The organism is Flavobacterium arabinosi, from assembly GCF_048158725.1.
Classification (GTDB): Bacteria; Bacteroidota; Bacteroidia; order Flavobacteriales; family Flavobacteriaceae; genus Flavobacterium; species Flavobacterium arabinosi.
On record NZ_JBLNKX010000002.1, the window covers coordinates 104,444 to 122,695 of the forward strand.

The window sequence follows — 18,252 nt, forward strand, 5'->3', positions numbered from 1 at the left end:
TTTTGTAACTGTTTAATTTAGAGATCAATTATCTGGCAAGTCCTTTGATAATTACAATTTGACTGGCTTGATCTTCATTTGGACGATTTGTTCCTCCATCAACTCCTTTATATTTTGTTCCTCTCCAAGTATGTGGCTGCACACTCAATAAAAAAGTATCGTCAATTCCTACTTGTTCCGACACATCAATTAATGCTCCATATTCCCAATCTCCAAATTTACTTGTTCCTCCTACATTATATTTTGCAGCATCAGTCGCATCACGACGGTGATCTAACTCTACTACAACTTTAAATTGTTTAGTTGCAATATTGTACTGATAAATGTAAGCATCATGCGTTTCGTCTCCATATCCATTCGCATCTTCCTGCACATATACATAGTTTTTTGTAACACAAATGTTATCTGGATTTTGAAATTTTCCAGCAATTCCTGTACGATCGTCACCGTCAAGAATCACTTGTAAAGTTCCTGTCAAAGGATTTGCAGCGTCTAAATTTAACTTGTAAACTCTACCGTATTTTGTTCTTGAAGCATCTGTGTTAATTCCTGTAGTATTTTGACCGGTAACATTAAAGTAGATTTCACGATCTGCCACATCTCCTCCTTTTCTGTAATCTAAGTCTTCTACTCTACCAAATTTAATCGCTTTCAGCGTATTTACCGATGCGTTAATTTGGGCTCCTGTCATTGTAGTATGATTTTCGATTTTCACAAACGAAACAGGATACGTTTGACCAACAGCCATATCTTTTTCCCTTTGATTGTCATCTGTCCTTTTCATCATGTATAAAGAACCATTCGCTAAATCACCAACGGTATTGGAAACATACATAAATACCTGACCTCCATAAGTACCGGAATCATCATCACCTATTACAACAACAGTTTTTCCTGCAAAGGCAGTCTTTTTTAAAGGCAAAGCATTCTCTGCGCTTAATCTTCCTAAACCCGCTAATTCTTTAGAAACAGAGGCTGACCCAACATCCCCATAAGGATTTAAAGCATGAGTACGAGATTCTTCACCTGATTCACCACTCGTTAAATAAAGTGGTCCAAAACCATGTTCAGCAACAGTTGCCATAGTAGCACCGCATAATCTCCAAGTTCCTCCATTAGAATTCAACAAATACTCCCCTTTTGTAGGTTTGAATGTTTTGTCTAAAGTAATTCTGGAAACTGCAAAATTATCTTCTTGATTTACTAAAAAAGTAAAAGTCCCATCTGAATTTTTCAACAATCCTGATCCGTCAGCTGAACCACCAAAAACATAATTTGGACTACCTGCCAAAACATCATCTGAAGTAATCAGTGAAAAAAGCTCCAAGCTTTCAAAACCTGCTTGTTTTTTCAATAATACTGGTGTTACAGATTGGTTTGCTAAAACTACATCGGTAGTTTCTTTCGAAGATTTAGCATCATTCTCACAAGAGATTAATGAAGCTAAAAATAACATTGGTAAAATAATTCTTTTCATCTTGGTCGATAGTTTTAAATTCAAGGCAAAGAAATGCACTGAATTTTAACTTCAAATGAACTGAATATTAACAAAAAGCCAAGAGTTCAATAGGGTATCCAACTCTAAAAAACAATAAATTTACATACTAACGGTAAAGTAATACAATGATAAACTTGAAATAACTTTCAAAATAAAATCATTCAAACTATTTTTCTTTCTTTAAAATCTCTTTATACATTTCAATATTCTCCCTGATTTTTTCATCCATTTCAGGTTCTTTAATATCAGTATGTTTTTGCATTTCTTCCCAAATAATTTTGGCTACAATATAACGGGCCATCTCTTTATCATCAGCAGGAATGACATACCAAGGCGCATAGTCAGTAGATGTTTTATTAATTGCTTCTTCGTAATAATGCATATAATCATCCCAACGTTCCCTTTCTTTCAAATCACCGGTTGAGAATTTCCAATTGTGTTTTTGTTCTTCCAGTCTACGTAACAAGCGTTGTCTTTGCTCTTCTTTACTCATATGCAAAAAGAATTTCAGCATAATAGTTCCATTTTGAGTAATGTGCTTCTCAAAATTATTGATTTGCTGCATTCTATTTTCCCAAAATGTTTCGGTAATAGCTGAAACACTATCAATTCCCGGCAAATTCTCATTCATAATATATTCAGGATGCACTCTGGTGACCAAAACGTTTTCATAATGCGATCTGTTAAAAACCGTAAACTTTCCCTTTTCTGGTAAAACCAAATAATGTCTCCACAAATAATCATGCTCTAACTCGCTTGAATTCGGCGTTTTAAAACTATGAACCACAACACCACGTGAGTTAAATTCCTTAAAAACTTCCCGAATCATACTGTCCTTCCCCGAAGTATCCATGCCTTGCAGACAAACCAAAACGCCATAGCGATTGTGCGCATACATCACATCTTGTATTTCGCTCAATTTCACCTGCACCTTCTCCAGTTTCTCTTCTTTATCATCATCATCGGCTTTGCTAAACAAGTTCGTAGGGATTTTAGACAATTCAATTTTGCCAATCACTTTAAAATCATCGGGTTTTATAGACTTCATAAGAAATATTTTATCTTTACATCTCAAATATAAGAAATAATAAGGATTAATCCTGATGAATTTCAGGAGCTATTTCCAGCTATTCGTTGCAATCTTTTATTATTTTAAAGAAAAATAATAAAAGGATTTCCACTTCTGTCTGGGCTAGGGCATCCGTTTTCAAAATAAAAAACATGCTACCATTTCAACTCGAATTACTATTTCAAATCAACGGCATTGGTTCCGCCTCAGGACTCATTTACAAAGACGATTCCTTATTTATTATCTCTGACAACAGCTCTTTTCTTTACAAATACAACATCCAAGAAAAAGAACTCCATAAAATAAAGCTCTTCGAAAACAGTCAGGAAAACATTCCAAAAAAGGACAAATTCGATTTTGAATCCATAACCCAAAAAGGAAATAAATTCTATCTTTTCGGTTCTGGTTCCACGCCCAACAGAAACAAACGCGTCAGTTACGATCTTACTTCTACAGCAATAGAAGACAAAGATTTGTCGGCTATTTATGGAAAAATAAAACAAACCGCTTCTATTTCAGATGACAATTTAAACATAGAAGGTGCTTTATTTCACAACGAAAAATGGCATTTGTTTCAACGGGGAAATGGAGCACAATCTAAAAATGGTATCTTTGTTTTAGACAAAGAAGGAAATGACATTCACTTTTCCCCAATCCCATTGCCAAAAATCCAAAACATCGAAGCTACCTTTACCGATGCCATTCTCGTGGCAGATAAAATCTATTTTTTGGCAGCAGCAGAAAATACGACCTCAACATATGAGGACGGAGAAGTATTCGGAAGTTTCATAGGAGCTTTATCATTAGAAACTTTCGAAGTTGAATTTACTCAAAAGGTATCAGAAACCCACAAATTCGAAGGAGTAACTTTATTTAATCAGTCAAAAGAAAAAATCGAATTCCTGCTCTGTGAAGATAAAGACACCGAAGCTCTGGAAACGGATATTTACAAATTGACTTTAGATTTAAAGTAAAAAATCAATTAGATAAAAAATATTAGTTTCAGCCAAAATATTACAACGTTAAATTTAGATTAAATAGAAACCCAAAATAGATTTCAAATTTAAAACGAGGTACTTTTACAGTAAACTAAGCCTTTTATTGGCACCAAATATTTAAAAAAAATGACTGACTTAAAAAATAAAAATGCTCTAATTACAGGAGCTGGAAAAGGAATTGGAAAAGCTATCGCTTTGGCCTTAGCCAAAGAAGGTGTAAATGTGATTCTAATTGCCAGAACACAGGAGGAAATAGATAGCGTAGCTGCAAAAGTGCGATCTTTAAGAGTAAAAGCAATTACAATAACCGCTGATGTTGCCGATATCAATTCAGTAAATAGTGCTGTAGAAAAAGCATTGGCTGAATTTGGAACCATTGATATTTTAATCAATAATGCCGGAATTGCTGCTTTTGGAAAATTCTTAGAACTAGAACCAGCCGCTTGGGAACGCATTATTCAGGTAAACTTAATGGGAACTTATTATGTGACCCGTGCCGTTTTGCCAAATATGATTGAAAGACAAACAGGTGACATCATCAATATTTCTTCAACAGCTGGATTAAGCGGCAATGCTTTAACCAGTGCTTATAGCGCTTCTAAATTTGCAGTTTTAGGATTGACGGAATCGTTGATGCAGGAAGTTCGAAAGCATAATATTCGTGTGACGGCATTAACGCCAAGTACTGTTGCTACTGATATGGCAAAAGAACTAAAATTGACTGACGGTAATCCCGATAAAGTCATGCAAGCTGAAGACATGGCTGAATTAATTATCGCACAACTCAAATTAAACCGACGCGTTTTTATAAAAAACAGCAGTATTTGGTCTACAAATCCGTAATACCATTTAAACAAAGAAAATGACAAAACAGATTGTGCAAAAAAAATCTGCAAAAATCTACAAAATCTGCGTGCTAAAAATTTTTCACGCAGATTTTGCAGATTCAGCAGATTTTATAACTCTTATTACCTTTTCGAATTCTTTAACCAAGCATTGAAAAGATTTAAATAGGTTTGTGTTAATACCTTAAAATTAAGATTAAAAATTAGTGACTAAATTCGTAGCGGAACCTATTAATTGTGCTAAAAAATTATCTTTTTATACCAAAACAGTTACAAAATCCATTCGCACACTTCCGTCTTCATCAATTTTGGTCAAATTGATTTCATGTAATGTATTTACTAATTCTGGATTCCAAGGTGTTTTTACTTTCACGTAATTTTCCGTAAAACCGTGAATATATCCTTCTTTATTTTCGCTTTCAAACAAAACAGTTCTGTTTGTTCCCAACTGACTCTCATAAAAAGCACGACGTTTTTTAACCGACAAACCGCGCATCATTTTACTTCGCTTGGCCCGAACATTTCCAGGAACAACACCTTCCATTGCTGCCGCTTCTGTATTATCCCGTTCTGAATACGTGAAAACATGCAAATACGAGATATCCATATCATTCAGAAAATGATAGGTTTCCAAGAAATGCTCATCTGTTTCTCCAGGGAAACCAACAATCACATCTACACCAATACAAGCGTGTGGCATAACTTCACGAATCTTATTTACTCTTTCGGTATATACTTCACGTTGGTAACGACGTTTCATCAATTTCAAAATATCATTGCTTCCTGATTGTAACGGAATATGAAAATGCGGTACAAACGTCCTGCTTTTCGATACAAATTCTATCGTTTCATTTTTCAATAAATTCGGTTCAATAGACGAAATTCGCAATCTTTCGATTCCTTCCACTTTATCTAATTCTTGAACTAATTCTAAAAATGTATGTTCATGTTTTTTATTTCCAAATTCCCCTTTTCCGTAATCGCCAATATTTACTCCGGTAAGAACAATTTCCTTAATATTTTGTTTCGAAATTTCAGAAGCGTTTTTCAACACATTTTCCAATTCATCACTTCTCGAAATTCCTCTAGCTAATGGAATCGTACAATAGGTACATTTGTAATCACAACCATCCTGCACTTTCAAGAAAGCGCGGGTTCTGTCTCCTATCGAATAACTTCCCACGTAAAAATCAGCTTCGGCAATTTCACAGGAATACACCTCCCCAAAATCATTTTTAGACAAATCATTAATATAATCTGCCAATTTAAATTTTTCTGTAGCACCAAGAACTAAATCCACACCATCTACACTCGCTAATTCTTCCGGCTTCAATTGCGCATAACAACCCACCGCCGCCACAAAGGCTTTATCATTCAATTTCATTGCTTTTCGCACTACTTGCTTGAACTGCTTATCTGCATTTTCAGTAACCGAACACGTATTAATCACATACATATCAGCCACTTCCTCAAAATCTACCCGATCAAAACCCTCATCTTGAAGATTACGGGCAATTGTAGAGGTTTCCGAAAAATTCAATTTGCAACCAAGCGTATAAAAAGCAACTTTTTTTCTATTTTTCATGATGATAATCAACTACTTACGTATTTTCTTATTATATTTACATTGATGCAAGTATAGTTTGCAAATTTACAAAGAAAACCCTAGAAATAAAAAGATAAATTTCTTATAACTATTTTTTAAAACAGTAACTAAGCAGTAAACCATTTAAAACTTTATTTTATGAAAAAACAATCCTTATGCCTCTTTGTATTCTTCATCACTATTAGTAGTATGATGGCTCAAACCGAAACGAATCAGACTACAATTCCAGTTTTAGACAGGGAATTATTTTTTGGTAATCCCGAAATTTCCGGCGGACAATTAAGCCCGGATGGAAAATGGATTTCTTTCATGAAAGTATATGAAGGAATAATGAATATCTGGGTTAAAAAATTTGACGAACCTTTTGAAAAAGCACGTCCGCTTACCAATAGTAAACGCCCAATGTATGGCTATTTCTGGTCAAGCGATGGCAAATATATTTTGTATGTAAAAGATGAGAATGGGGATGAAAATGTCAATGTCTTTGCCGTTGACCCAATGACAGCAACAGAAACAAACAAGGTTCCAGTTTCCAGAAACCTAACCCCTTTAAAAGAAGTTACAGCACAAATAAACTTGGTTAGCAAGAAAAATCCAGATTTGATGATGATTTCATTAAATGACAGGGATAAGGCTTGGCACGATTTATACCAACTTAAAATATCTACAGGCGAGCTTACTCAAATATACGAAAACAAAGATAGGGTCACAGGGTATGACTTTGACTGGGATGAAAATTTAAGAGTACTATCTAAAACCGATAACAAAGGAACTACAGCGATATTTAAAAAAGAAGGAGACAAACTGACTCAAATCTATGAAACATCAGTAACAGAACAAGCTTATATTACCAGCTGGACACCGGACAACAAGCAAGCCTATTTTGTAACCAACAAAGGTGATTTAAATCTTTCGACCCTATTTTTAATGGATTTAGACACTCAAAAAATGACCAAAATAGAAAGTGATCCGAAAAACAGAGTTGATTTCGGTAGTCTAAAAGTTAGTGAACTAACCCGAAAATTAATTTCTACGTCCTATACAGATGACAAAACCATTTACACTTGGAAAGATAAAAAATGGGAAGAAAATTACAAATTCCTAAAATTAAAATTTCCAGGTAGAGAAGTAGATTTTCAAAGTAAAACCAAAGATGAAAAGAAATTTTTGATAGCAGTTTGGGGAGACAAATTTGCGGCTGAAGTTTACTTTTTTAATTCAGAAACCAAAGAATTACTTTCACAATATGTACCAAGACCTGCTTTAAAAAAGGTTGAACTATATTTAGCTCCAATGAAATCTATTCGTTATAAAAGTAGCGATGGTTTAGAAATTACAGGGTATTTAACTTTGCCCGTTGGAAAAAACAGTACGAATTTACCAACAGTAATTTTAGTTCATGGTGGACCAAAAGGACCAAGAGACACTTGGGGTTATGATGCAGAAGCACAATTCTTAGCCAATAGAGGATATGCCGTTCTTCAACCTAACTTTAGATCTAGTGGTGGCTATGGAAAAGAATTTTTAAATGCTGGTGATTTACAATGGGGAAAACTGATGCAGGACGATATTACTTGGGGTGTTAAGCATTTAATTTCTGAAGGAATTGTAAATAAAGACAAAGTGGCTATTATGGGAGGAAGCTACGGAGGTTATGCAACTTTGGCTGGTTTAGCTTTTACTCCAGATTTATATGCATGTGGTGTTGATATTGTTGGACCAAGTAATATCTTTACACTATTAGAATCAATACCTGCCTATTGGGAATCTGGCAGAGCATTTTTATACGGAATGGTTGGTGATCCAAATACGGAAGAAGGTAAAAAAAGAATACACGATGCTAGCCCATTGTTTAGTGCAGATAAAATTGTGAAACCTTTATTGATAATCCAAGGTGCAAACGACCCTAGAGTTAAAAAAGCCGAAGCTGAACAAATTGTTGTTGCTTTGAGAGAAAAAGGGAAACAAGTTTCATACCTGCTGGCTGATGATGAAGGTCATGGATTTGCAAAACCGATAAACAGAATGGCAATGTATGCCGAAACCGAAAAATTCTTAGCGGAAGTTTTAGGAGGAAAATACCAACTAGAAATGCCCGAAAATGTTGCAAAAAGATTAAAGGAAATTACTGTTGATATTGACACGGTAACTTACGAGGCTAAAAATAAATAAAATCATTCCGTTTAATCTAATAATTAATACGGAGTTAACTTTTAAGCAACTTCTTATTAAACATACTTTTTTTTAAGAACTAAAAAATCCTCGCTAATCTAGCATTACCGAGGATTTTTCATTTCATACCAAACTTCATCTTCGCCATCATATACGAAAGAATTAACATATTGCATTCCTATTTTTTCAAGGATATTTTTGGAACCACTATTACCTGAATCGGCATAAGCGTAAATAGTATCAATTTTCATTTCATTGAAACCATATTCCATAAAAGCAATTGAAGATTCTGTTCCAAATCCTTTTCCCCAATGCTTCTGAATAAATCGATAGCCGATTTCGTAGAAATTTTCGTGATTATTAACTAAATCTTTATTTAATTTTAAACCAGACCAACCAATAAACTCATTGGTTTCTTTCAGAATTACTGCCCAACGACCAATTCCATTATCCAAATATTGCAGTCTTATATTTTCAATATAAGCTCGGCTTTCGTCAATATGAGTTACCGGTTTATTCCCTAAATATTTATGCACTTCAGGATTAGAATCAAGTTCAAACATTCCAATATCATCCGTAGGGAGCAATTCCCGCAAAATTAATCTTTCTGTTTCAATGGATTTCATACTATTATTTAATTCAAAATAAATCGTCTCACCACTTCAGCCACACCGTGATCATTATTTGAAGCTACAATAACATCTCCTTTATCTCTTAATTCTGGATCTACGTTATCTACCCAAACCCCCAATCCTGCATATTCGATCATGGTCAAATCATTTCCCGCATTTCCAACGGCTATGATTTCACTTTGATGAATATTCAATCTTTCGGCTAAAAATTTGATGCTGGCACCTTTATCAATTCCGTTTTGCGCTACTTCCAGAAAAAAAGGTTTTGACATGCATACGCTAAGATGAGGCATGGTTGCTCTCAAGTCTTTTTCAACTTCTTTTAAATAACTGGGCTCTTCCAATAAAATACATTTTATGGCTGCCGATTTAACCTCCTCTTTAAAACTAACGACTTTATTGTGTTCTAAACCGGTGATATTTTTTTCAATATCAATGTATTCAGAATCCGTCTCACTCACAATTTTCCCATCAAGGTATGTAATAATATGTGTCTTACTTTTTAAACTGTAATCATACAATTCATGAATTTGTTCTTGGGTTAACGTTTGCTCAAAAATGATTTTATCTTCTTTTAAATCAGTAATTACAGCTCCATTATACGATATCATATAAGAATTATCCAATTGCAATTCTTTGGCGTAAGCAATCATCGCAGGTGTTGGTCGTCCGGATGCCAAAATAACATAAACCCCCAGTTCCTGGGCCTTAGACAACATCTCTCTATTCTCGTTTGAAATGATATGGTCATCGGTTAACAAAGTGTCATCCATGTCCAAAACTAACATTTTATATTTCATTCTGTTTTTTATTGTGAATGCGTTTAAATACTCATTCTGAATTCTTCAATAACGGGATTCACCTTTGAAAACTCGGTTTCCTGAACGAACAATTCCACTGCTAAATCTGAATTTCCAAAACCTCCTAATCGAGCTGATTGTATGTTGTTTTTTAAAACGGTATCAACTCCTATTGCTTCAATTCTCTGTTGTAACGCTAAAGCTAAAATTTCACTTCCCGAAAACACTTTCATTAATCCCATCTTATTATTTATTTAATTATTTATTACCATTTTCTTCATCACCTTCTTGCTCCTCGAAGTCATCTCCAACTTCAGGCTCGAAATCTTCTTCTTCCTCAAAATCTTCACCATCTTCATCCTCTTCTTCATCCTCTTCTTCATCCTCTCCATCAAAATCGAATTCAAAAGGCTCCACTAGCATTTTTTCAGCAAGGACTTCTATTCGTTCTGTAAATTGCTCCGAAAAAATAATACGTTGGGTTCTGACAATGCTATTCGAAATACGCATGATTTTAGTTTCATGACGCAATCTCAAAATTGGGTCTGCATCATCAAGGATAAACATTTTCAATCGGTTTACATTAAAACCGGCAGTGGTAAACATTTCACTTAACTTATTTGGAGTCCCAATCAATACATCAATTCCGCTAGAAATATAATTTTTATCGTATTCCATATCCCCTTTATCATGAACCCCATAGACTTCTAAATTAGAATTCTTTCCGAATTTTTCAAAAAGTGATTCCATTTCCAATACTTTGGCTTTGTCTTCGACAATAATCAACGCCCTTGGTGATTCCTCGGTTGCACCTACCAATCTCTGGATTACATTCAGCACAATTGTAGTTGATTTCCCGCTTCCTTTTGGTGCAATAATAATACAATCCGAACCACTTTTCATGGTCGAAAATGTTTCTTTTTGCATGGCATTGGCCTCAGTCAAACCATTTTCAATTAAGGCTTCTTGTAACGCTTCGTTTATTTTTTTTAGTTTCATTTATTTTAGATTGAAAGATTTAAATATTCAAAAATTAAAAGAGTACTCCATTAATTTTTTAAATTATTTAATCTTTAAATTATTTAATTATTTCGATGCGAATAACTTCACATCATTCTCGGAAATTTCGCTTCCGCCAAGGATAATCAAGCGTTCTACTACATTTCGCAATTCACGGATATTTCCTGTCCAATCGTATTCTTGCAACAAATAGATCGCATCTTTTGAGAACTTTTTTATGGCATTTCCTTGCTCAGAAGCAATCTTATCTGCAAAATACGAAATCAACATTGGAATATCTTCTCGTCTGTCATTCAACGAGGGAACTTTTATCAGGATAACAGCCAAACGATGGTACAAATCCTCACGGAAACGCCCTTCGGCGATTTCTTTTTTCAAATCTTTATTTGTCGCGGCAACAACACGAACATCAACTTTAATATCTTTATCGGCTCCCACTCTGGTAATCATGCTTTCTTGTAAAGCACGTAATACTTTGGCTTGCGCCGAAAGGCTCATATCTCCAATTTCATCCAAGAAAATGGTTCCTTTATCAGCAGCTTCAAATTTTCCTGCACGGTCTTTCACTGCCGATGTAAAAGCTCCTTTTACGTGACCGAATAATTCGCTTTCTATCAATTCAGATGGAATCGCAGCACAATTCACTTCGATTAAAGGGAAATTAGCCCTTTCACTTTTTTCGTGTAATTGATGCGCAACCAATTCTTTTCCAGTTCCGTTTGGTCCCGTGATTAAAACTCTGGCTTCGGTTTGAGCAACCTTGTCAATCATCAATTTGATGTGATTAATGGCTTCGCTTTCGCCAATCATTTCGTAGTTTTTACTGACTTTTTTCTTCAGAATTTTATTTTCAACTACGAGTTGTTTTTTATCTAAAGCGTTACGAACCGTATTCAATAATCGATTTAAATCTGGTGGTTTTGAGATGTAATCAAATGCACCCAAACGCATCGTATTGATGGCCGTTTCCATATCGCCATGACCGGAAATCATAACCATAGGAATTTCGGGCTTGATTTTTTTGACTGCTTCCAGAACCTCTACACCGTCCATTTTTGGCATTTTGATATCACACAAAACCAAATCGTAATCGTTGTTTTTTATTTTTTCAAAACCTGCAGCACCGTCTTCGGCTTCTTCCACCTGATACGTATCGTTTTCTTCGGAGAGTATTTTTGTGAGTACTCTTCGAATAGCGGCCTCGTCTTCTATGATTAGTATTTTTGACATATTTTAATTTTTTTAGCCTCGATTGAAGTGGAAATCCTTTTTATTTTTTCTTTAAAAATAAAAAGATTGCAACGGAAAGCGGGAAATAGCTCCATAAATTAATTAAATTTTAACGGAAGCGGAAACAAACCAAGGTATTAATATTTCAACCATCGGTATAATTCGCTCCACGTAGGTTTTTTGCCGTACATGAGTATTCCTACTCGGTATATTTTGGCGGCAAACCAAACCACTGAAAAGAAGGTGCCGAATAATAGTGTTATTGATATCGCCATTTGCCACCAAGGTACGCCAAACGGGATTCGCATGAGCATAACGATGGGTGATGTGAGCGGAATCATTGAAAAAACTACTGCAATTGTCCCGTGCGGATCGTTTATAACGGTAAAAAAACCGATATAAACGCTCAACATTAATGGCATAATGATAGGCAAAAGAAATTGTTGTGAGTCGGTTTGATTGTCAACGGCCGCTCCAATTGCTGCGTAAAATGAACTGTATAGAAAATACCCGCCAATGAAATAAATCACAAACCCAATCAAGATACTTGCAATGGGCAAATTCCATAATTCCTTGATATACATCTGGGCAGTTCCGGCAAATTCTTGTTGGGCGGTATGCATTAATTCGGGTGAAATTCTGGCAGTCGGTCCAACATTTACACCAAAAAATAGTGACGCAGCAAACATTAAAGATAGTCCGATAACGGCCCAAATAACGAATTGCAGCAATCCTGCTAATGCCGTTCCTACAATTTTTCCCATCATTAATTGAAATGGTTTTACGGAGGAAATTATGATTTCAACAATTCGATTCGTTTTTTCTTCGATAACGCTGCGCATTACCATGTTGCCGTAGATGATAATGAACATCATGATAAGATATCCAAAAGCCCCACCAATTCCTATTTTTATCTCGTTAAGTCCTTTTACACTTTCTTCGCCCGAAGCTTTTGTTAAATTAATATTGACTTTAGATTCTGCATTTTTTATCGCTAATGTATCGAGATGCGCTTTTTCCAAATTGGTTTTGGTTAATTTCTTTGCAATAACATCCTGGACACTTTCAATGAACGAAATACTTGGACTCTCATTCGAAATAAATTGAATTTTATTTTCGAAATCTTTTGAATTGCTTTCCTTTGGAATGTATAACAATCCTTCGTAGTTTTCGTTGGTGATGCTGTCTTTCAGGAATTTTAAATCTATTTGAGACAAATCAAGATATTTGTATTCCCCTTTCTTAGCATTTTCTGAAGTGAATTCCTTTGCAAACAAACCCGATTCATCACGAATGGCGATTCGTTTGGTATCCGCTTTCATGGAACCTAAATACCCCACAAATGCAGCTACTCCTACAAATAGTAACGGACTTAAAAAAGTCATAACAATAAAAGATTTATTGCGCACTTTGGCAATAAATTCTCTTTTTATGATTAATAAAATAATGCTCATTTAGATTTGTGATTTTTGACCGTCGATTTTTTATTTCTAAAATCGGTAATCCTATATATTTACTTACTTACAGTTTGAATGAAAATATCATTTACACTTGGTATTTTTTCCACAAAGTGCGTCACTTGTCCGCGTTGTGTCAGGATATTCAACAATTCATTTGGCATTGCATTTCCAAGCTGAATTTCCAGTTTCAATTCTTTGTTGAGTGATTTAAAATTAGCCGGTCCAACGGTAAATTTCTGTGTAATATCATACATCAAACCTTCTACATTATCCGATAAAATGCCTACTTCAAAACTATTGGTTTTAAATTGTCTTTTGACATCGTCCAGTTTTCCTTCAATCAGTTTATTGGATTTATGAATCAGCGCAATATGATCACATAATTCTTCAACGCTTTCCATGCGGTGTGTCGAAAAAATTATCGTAGCTCCTTCTTCTCTCAGCGCCAGAATTTCGTCTTTGATAATATTGGCATTTACAGGATCAAAACCAGAAAACGGCTCGTCAAAAATCAACAGTTTTGGTTTGTGCAACACACACACCACAAACTGAATTTTCTGTGCCATTCCTTTAGAAAGTTCCTGGACTTTCTTGTTCCACCACCCTTGAATTTCTAATCTGTCAAACCAGTATTCGAGTTGTTTCTTGGCTTCAGCCTTAGAAAGTCCTTTCATTTGAGCCAAATACAAGCATTGTTCCCCCACTTTCATCGTGTTGTACAATCCTCTTTCTTCCGGCAAGTACCCTATATATTGAACATGTTTGGGTTGCAGTTTTTCACCATCCAGAATAATTTCGCCGCTATCAGGTAATGTAATTTGGTTTATTATTCGGATAAGAGATGTTTTTCCTGCGCCGTTTGGGCCTAAAAGTCCGTAGATACTTCCTTTTGGAACAGTTAATGAAATCTCGTTAAGCGCCACATAATCACCGTATTGCTTGACGACTTTATTAACTTCAAGTATATTACTCATGCTAAATTTTTAATTGTGGTAAAAGTAAATAATTAGTACCGAAATACTTAGAATTGTTTCATAAAAAACCCATCCTTATTTTAACAAGGATGGGGAATGTATTTTTCAGATGAGACGCGATAAATCGCGTCTGTACCGTTTTTTATTATGAAAACATATCTTTTACTTTCTCGAAAAATGATTTATCTGATTTTTCCGGATTTGGAATAAAATTTTCATCTGTAAGATTTTTTTCAAAAAATTGTTTTTGATCTTTGTTAAGCGTTTTTGGTGTCCAAACATTTACATGTACCAGTAAATCTCCGTTACCATATCCGTTTATACTCGGAATTCCTTTTCCTTTTAATCTAAGGATTTTCCCTGATTGAATTCCTTCTTCCAGTTTAATTCTCACTTTTCCGTTAATGGCTTCAATATCTTTCGAAATTCCCAATACTGCTTCAGCAAAACTGATGTATAAGTCATAATGCAAGTTTTCGCCTTCACGCTTCAAAAACTCGTGTTCCAATTCTTCAATGGCAACAATTAAATCTCCAGGAATACTGTTTCCCGGAGCATCATTCCCTTTGTTGGAAACTTTCAATTGCATTCCGTCTACTACACCGGCAGGAATTTTTATCGAGACTGTTTCGTCTTCAAGAATCATTCCTTGTGAATCAGCTTCTGCAGGCTTTTTGTCTAAAATTTGCCCCGAACCTCCACATGTAGGACAAGTGGAAGCAGATTGCATTCTACCCAAAATAGTATTGGTAACTCGCATTACCTGACCTTGTCCATTACAGGTAGAACAGGTTTTGTAAGATACTCCCGGTGCTTGAACCTTGCGCTTTACTTTTACTTTTTTCTCGACACCATTGGCAATTTCTTCCAATGTCAATTTTACTTTGATACGAAGGTTGCTTCCTTTAGCACGACGAACTCCGCCGCCTCCACCACCTCCGAAACCACCAAAACCTCCTCCGAAAATATCGCCAAACTGACTGAAAATGTCATCCATATTCATTCCGCCGTGACCACCTCCGCCAAAACCGCCTGAACCATCAAAAGCTTGATGCCCGTATTGATCGTATTTTGCTTTTTTCTGAGGATCACTTAGTATTTCGTATGCCTCGGCCGCTAATTTAAATTTTTCTTCTGCCGATTTGTCTCCAGGATTCTTGTCAGGATGATGTGCTATTGCTTGTTTTCTGTAGCCTTTTTTAATTTCGGCTGCATCAGCATTTTTTGAAATGCCTAATATTTCGTAAAAGTCTTTTTTCATTTTTGATTTTTCTTTTGTTGAGTCGCACTGCAATACGCCTTTACGCTTGATGTTAAAGATGCGATTTATCGCGTCTCTACTACTGCCCTATAACAACTTTTGGAAAACGGATGATCTTATCTCCCAATTTATATCCTTTTTCAAGAACATCGACAATTTTACCTTTCATTTTGTCTGATGATGCAGGAATTTGAGTTATTGCTTCAGCAAAATCTGCATCAAAAGCATCTCCAGCCTTAACCTCAACTTGTTCTAATCCTTTAGAAACTAAAGTGTTTTTTAATTTCTCATGAATAAGCTCCACCCCTTTCAATAAAATTTCATCTTCAGATTTACTTATTTCCACAATAGCTCTGTCAAAATCATCTAAAACAGGCAACATAGCAAGTAAAACTTCTTGATTTGCTGTTTTAAACAACTCGATACGCTCTTTAGTAGTTCTTCGTTTGTAATTTTCAAATTCAGCAAATAATCGTAAATACTTATCTTTCTCTTTGGCTAAGTCTTGAGTTAATTGTTCTTCAACACCTAATTCCTCAACAATAAGCTGCTCACCATTCGCATTCTGTTCTAATGTTAGGTCATCTATTTCTTGATCGATTTCTGTATTTTCAGTAGTCATATTACTTGTGTTTTTAAAAAAATTCTTAAACTTCATTTTTTATTCTTTTCTTTGGATTGCAAAAGTACTGCCAAATCTTATAAAATGTCAAATTGTCATCTTACTATTAAAACACTCTTTTGTTTTGAAACAATTTCAGCAAAATAATTTTAATACATTGTGCTGAAATTTTAATATAATTTTAAGATTATATTAATAAAGATTACATAAATTTGTTAATGTTTTTTTAAAGAAAACACAAAAGGTTGCCCACTAAAAAATTATTAATTCATATTACCCTATATTAAAAAAAGCTTCGTTTTACAAAACGAAGCTTTTTTTATGTTTAAATGTCACTTATGAAAGTATCTTTTTTAGACCTTCTAAATCCAGCAAAACCTGCTCTCCTGTCACTAAATTTTTAAGCGAAAAAGAATTAGACTCCATTTCTTGCTCTCCTACAATTACAGCAAAAGGAATTCCTCGTTTATCCGCATGTTGAAACTGTTTGGCCACTTTTGCATTATCAGGATACAATTCTACTTTTATTCCGGAAGCTCTTAATTTTTGTATGGCTTGCAATCCATAAAACGCTTCTGTGTCACCATAATTAATAAACAACGCTTTGGAAGTTGCTGTTACGGTTTCAGGAAATAAATTCAACTCTTCGATAACCAAATAAATTCGGTCCAAACCAAAAGAAATTCCAACACCGCTCATGTTTTTGAGTCCGAAAATTCCCGTCAAATCATCGTATCTTCCACCACCACCGATGGATCCCATAGCAACCGATTTTGGCGGAGCCACTTCAAAAATTGCTCCTGTATAATAATTCAGTCCTCTTGCCAGCGTCACATCTAAATCTAAAATTGCAGTTGACAATCCAAGTTTCATCACGTTGTCACAAATAAAACGCAACTCCTCCACTCCTTTCATTCCTTCACTGGATTCCGCAAGCAAAACCGAAAGTTGGTTTATTTTTTCCGAAATGGTTCCTGTGAAATTAAATAACGGCTGTACTTTTTCAATGGCTTCTTCCGAAATGCCTTTCTCCATCATTTCTTTTTTCACGCCGTCCTCGCCTATTTTGTCCAACTTGTCCAATGCAACGGTGAAATCAATTAATTTATCTGATGCGCCAATAACCTCCGCAATCCCAGATAAAATTTTTCTGTTGTTGATTTTGATAGTTACCCCTTCTAAACCCAAAGCAGAAAAAACAGTATCATATAGTTGAACCAACTCCACTTCCTGCCACAACGATTTAGAACCCACCACATCAGCGTCACATTGAAAAAATTCTCTGAAACGCCCTTTTTGCGGACGGTCAGCACGCCAAACAGGTTGGATTTGGTATCTTTTGAATGGAAATTCAATTTCGTTTTGGTGTTGTACCACATAACGGGCAAACGGAACAGTCAAATCATAACGCAAGGCTTTCTCAGAAATACTTGCCGTTAATTTTGTACTGTCTTTATTTTCTAAATGAGTTGCATTGGCTTTGGCCAAATAATCTCCGGAATTTAATATTTTGAAAATCAAACGATCGCCTTCTTCTCCGTATTTTCCCATTAAGGTTTCGGAGTTTTCAAATGAAGGTGTTTCTATAGGTTGAAAACCAAATTTCTCGAAATTACTTTTTATAATCTGAATGATATATTGACGTTTTGCCACCTCGGTTGGTGAGAAATCTCTAGTCCCTTTTGGAATGCTTGGTTTTGATGCCATTTTTATGAATTAAAAATTACGAATTAAAAATTTATACAAACCTAATTTGTAATTTTTGATTTTTAATTCTTTTGCAAATATCTTATTTTTAAAATAAATCTGTTTACAAATTTTCGCATTTTATTCCCTGATGCCTAGCCCAGATTACAGCGAAAATAGGGAAGTGAAAAATAATATTGTTTTCTTGCCTGAAAGAGCGGCCAAAGGAAGCTCCTTTCAGGCAATTGAAAACAAATTATTTTCTCTGACCGATTACTTCACGTATTTTTTATTTTTATTTGAGTTCAGTGAACTTCGTTTGTAGCGGAAAGCTGGAAATAGCTCCTAAAAATAAATTAGGATTTTTGAAAAGAAAATT

17 protein-coding genes are annotated in these 18,252 nt (G+C 35.0%); 4 read left to right on the forward strand and 13 right to left on the reverse strand.

Features of this window, described 5'->3' with window-relative positions; translation table 11 throughout:
• Positions 1-28 precede the first annotated feature (28 nt).
• Complete coding sequence (locus ACM55K_RS04555) at positions 29-1,477, reverse strand: PhoX family protein (RefSeq protein WP_416849069.1); 1,449 nt, start codon at positions 1,475-1,477, stop codon at positions 29-31.
• A 187-nt stretch (positions 1,478-1,664) separates the two neighbouring features.
• Positions 1,665-2,546 (reverse strand): PPK2 family polyphosphate kinase, encoded by an 882-nt coding sequence (locus ACM55K_RS04560; RefSeq protein WP_416849070.1) that lies wholly within the window; start codon positions 2,544-2,546, stop codon positions 1,665-1,667.
• Between the two features lie 173 nt (positions 2,547-2,719).
• Between ACM55K_RS04560 and ACM55K_RS04565 the strand changes: the two genes are divergently transcribed.
• Both ACM55K_RS04565 and ACM55K_RS04570 read left to right on the forward strand, forming a co-directional pair.
• Complete coding sequence (locus tag ACM55K_RS04565) at positions 2,720-3,541, forward strand: DUF6929 family protein (protein ID WP_416849071.1); 822 nt, start codon at positions 2,720-2,722, stop codon at positions 3,539-3,541.
• A 150-nt stretch (positions 3,542-3,691) separates the two neighbouring features.
• Complete coding sequence (locus ACM55K_RS04570; protein WP_416849072.1) at positions 3,692-4,408, forward strand: 3-ketoacyl-ACP reductase; 717 nt, start codon at positions 3,692-3,694, stop codon at positions 4,406-4,408.
• A 258-nt stretch (positions 4,409-4,666) separates the two neighbouring features.
• Here the strand turns inward: ACM55K_RS04570 and mtaB are convergent, their stop codons facing one another.
• Positions 4,667-5,995 carry a tRNA (N(6)-L-threonylcarbamoyladenosine(37)-C(2))-methylthiotransferase MtaB gene (gene mtaB / locus ACM55K_RS04575; RefSeq protein ID WP_416849074.1) on the reverse strand — a complete coding sequence of 443 codons (1,329 nt, stop codon included), beginning with the start codon at positions 5,993-5,995 and terminating at the stop codon, positions 4,667-4,669.
• A 159-nt stretch (positions 5,996-6,154) separates the two neighbouring features.
• Between mtaB and ACM55K_RS04580 the strand changes: the two genes are divergently transcribed.
• Positions 6,155-8,188 carry a S9 family peptidase gene (locus ACM55K_RS04580; protein ID WP_416849075.1) on the forward strand — a complete coding sequence of 678 codons (2,034 nt, stop codon included), beginning with the start codon at positions 6,155-6,157 and terminating at the stop codon, positions 8,186-8,188.
• A gap of 104 nt (positions 8,189-8,292) precedes the next feature.
• On the opposite strand, the gene ACM55K_RS04585 is transcribed toward ACM55K_RS04580, so the two are convergent.
• The 10 genes from ACM55K_RS04585 to hisS form a co-directional block, all read right to left on the reverse strand.
• On the reverse strand, positions 8,293-8,814 hold the full coding sequence (locus ACM55K_RS04585) for a GNAT family N-acetyltransferase (protein ID WP_416849076.1): 522 nt from the start codon (positions 8,812-8,814) through the stop codon (positions 8,293-8,295).
• A gap of 8 nt (positions 8,815-8,822) precedes the next feature.
• On the reverse strand, positions 8,823-9,620 hold the full coding sequence (locus tag ACM55K_RS04590) for a Cof-type HAD-IIB family hydrolase (RefSeq protein WP_416849077.1): 798 nt from the start codon (positions 9,618-9,620) through the stop codon (positions 8,823-8,825).
• A 23-nt stretch (positions 9,621-9,643) separates the two neighbouring features.
• Entirely contained in the window at positions 9,644-9,862 is a 219-nt protein-coding gene (locus tag ACM55K_RS04595) for a DUF2007 domain-containing protein (RefSeq protein ID WP_291249006.1), read from the reverse strand.
• A 16-nt stretch (positions 9,863-9,878) separates the two neighbouring features.
• Entirely contained in the window at positions 9,879-10,619 is a 741-nt protein-coding gene (locus tag ACM55K_RS04600; RefSeq protein ID WP_416849078.1) for a DEAD/DEAH box helicase, read from the reverse strand.
• A gap of 87 nt (positions 10,620-10,706) precedes the next feature.
• Positions 10,707-11,870 carry a sigma-54-dependent transcriptional regulator gene (locus ACM55K_RS04605; protein WP_416849079.1) on the reverse strand — a complete coding sequence of 388 codons (1,164 nt, stop codon included), beginning with the start codon at positions 11,868-11,870 and terminating at the stop codon, positions 10,707-10,709.
• Positions 11,871-12,007: 137 nt separating this feature from the next.
• The gene (locus ACM55K_RS04610) at positions 12,008-13,324 is read right to left on the reverse strand and encodes an ABC transporter permease (RefSeq protein WP_416849080.1); all 1,317 of its coding nucleotides are present in this window, start codon (positions 13,322-13,324) and stop codon (positions 12,008-12,010) included.
• 59 nt (positions 13,325-13,383) lie between these two features.
• Entirely contained in the window at positions 13,384-14,304 is a 921-nt protein-coding gene (locus tag ACM55K_RS04615) for an ABC transporter ATP-binding protein (protein WP_416849082.1), read from the reverse strand.
• Between the two features lie 145 nt (positions 14,305-14,449).
• Positions 14,450-15,565, reverse strand: coding sequence for a molecular chaperone DnaJ (dnaJ, locus tag ACM55K_RS04620; protein WP_416849083.1), 1,116 nt, complete (start codon positions 15,563-15,565; stop codon positions 14,450-14,452).
• A 79-nt stretch (positions 15,566-15,644) separates the two neighbouring features.
• Positions 15,645-16,223 (reverse strand): nucleotide exchange factor GrpE, encoded by a 579-nt coding sequence (locus ACM55K_RS04625; RefSeq protein ID WP_416849084.1) that lies wholly within the window; start codon positions 16,221-16,223, stop codon positions 15,645-15,647.
• A gap of 300 nt (positions 16,224-16,523) precedes the next feature.
• Complete coding sequence (gene hisS / locus ACM55K_RS04630; RefSeq protein WP_416849086.1) at positions 16,524-17,894, reverse strand: histidine--tRNA ligase; 1,371 nt, start codon at positions 17,892-17,894, stop codon at positions 16,524-16,526.
• Between the two features lie 163 nt (positions 17,895-18,057).
• Between hisS and ACM55K_RS04635 the strand changes: the two genes are divergently transcribed.
• Positions 18,058-18,198, forward strand: a complete 141-nt coding sequence (locus tag ACM55K_RS04635; protein WP_416849087.1) for a hypothetical protein — start codon at positions 18,058-18,060, stop codon at positions 18,196-18,198.
• Positions 18,199-18,252: the final 54 nt, after the last annotated feature.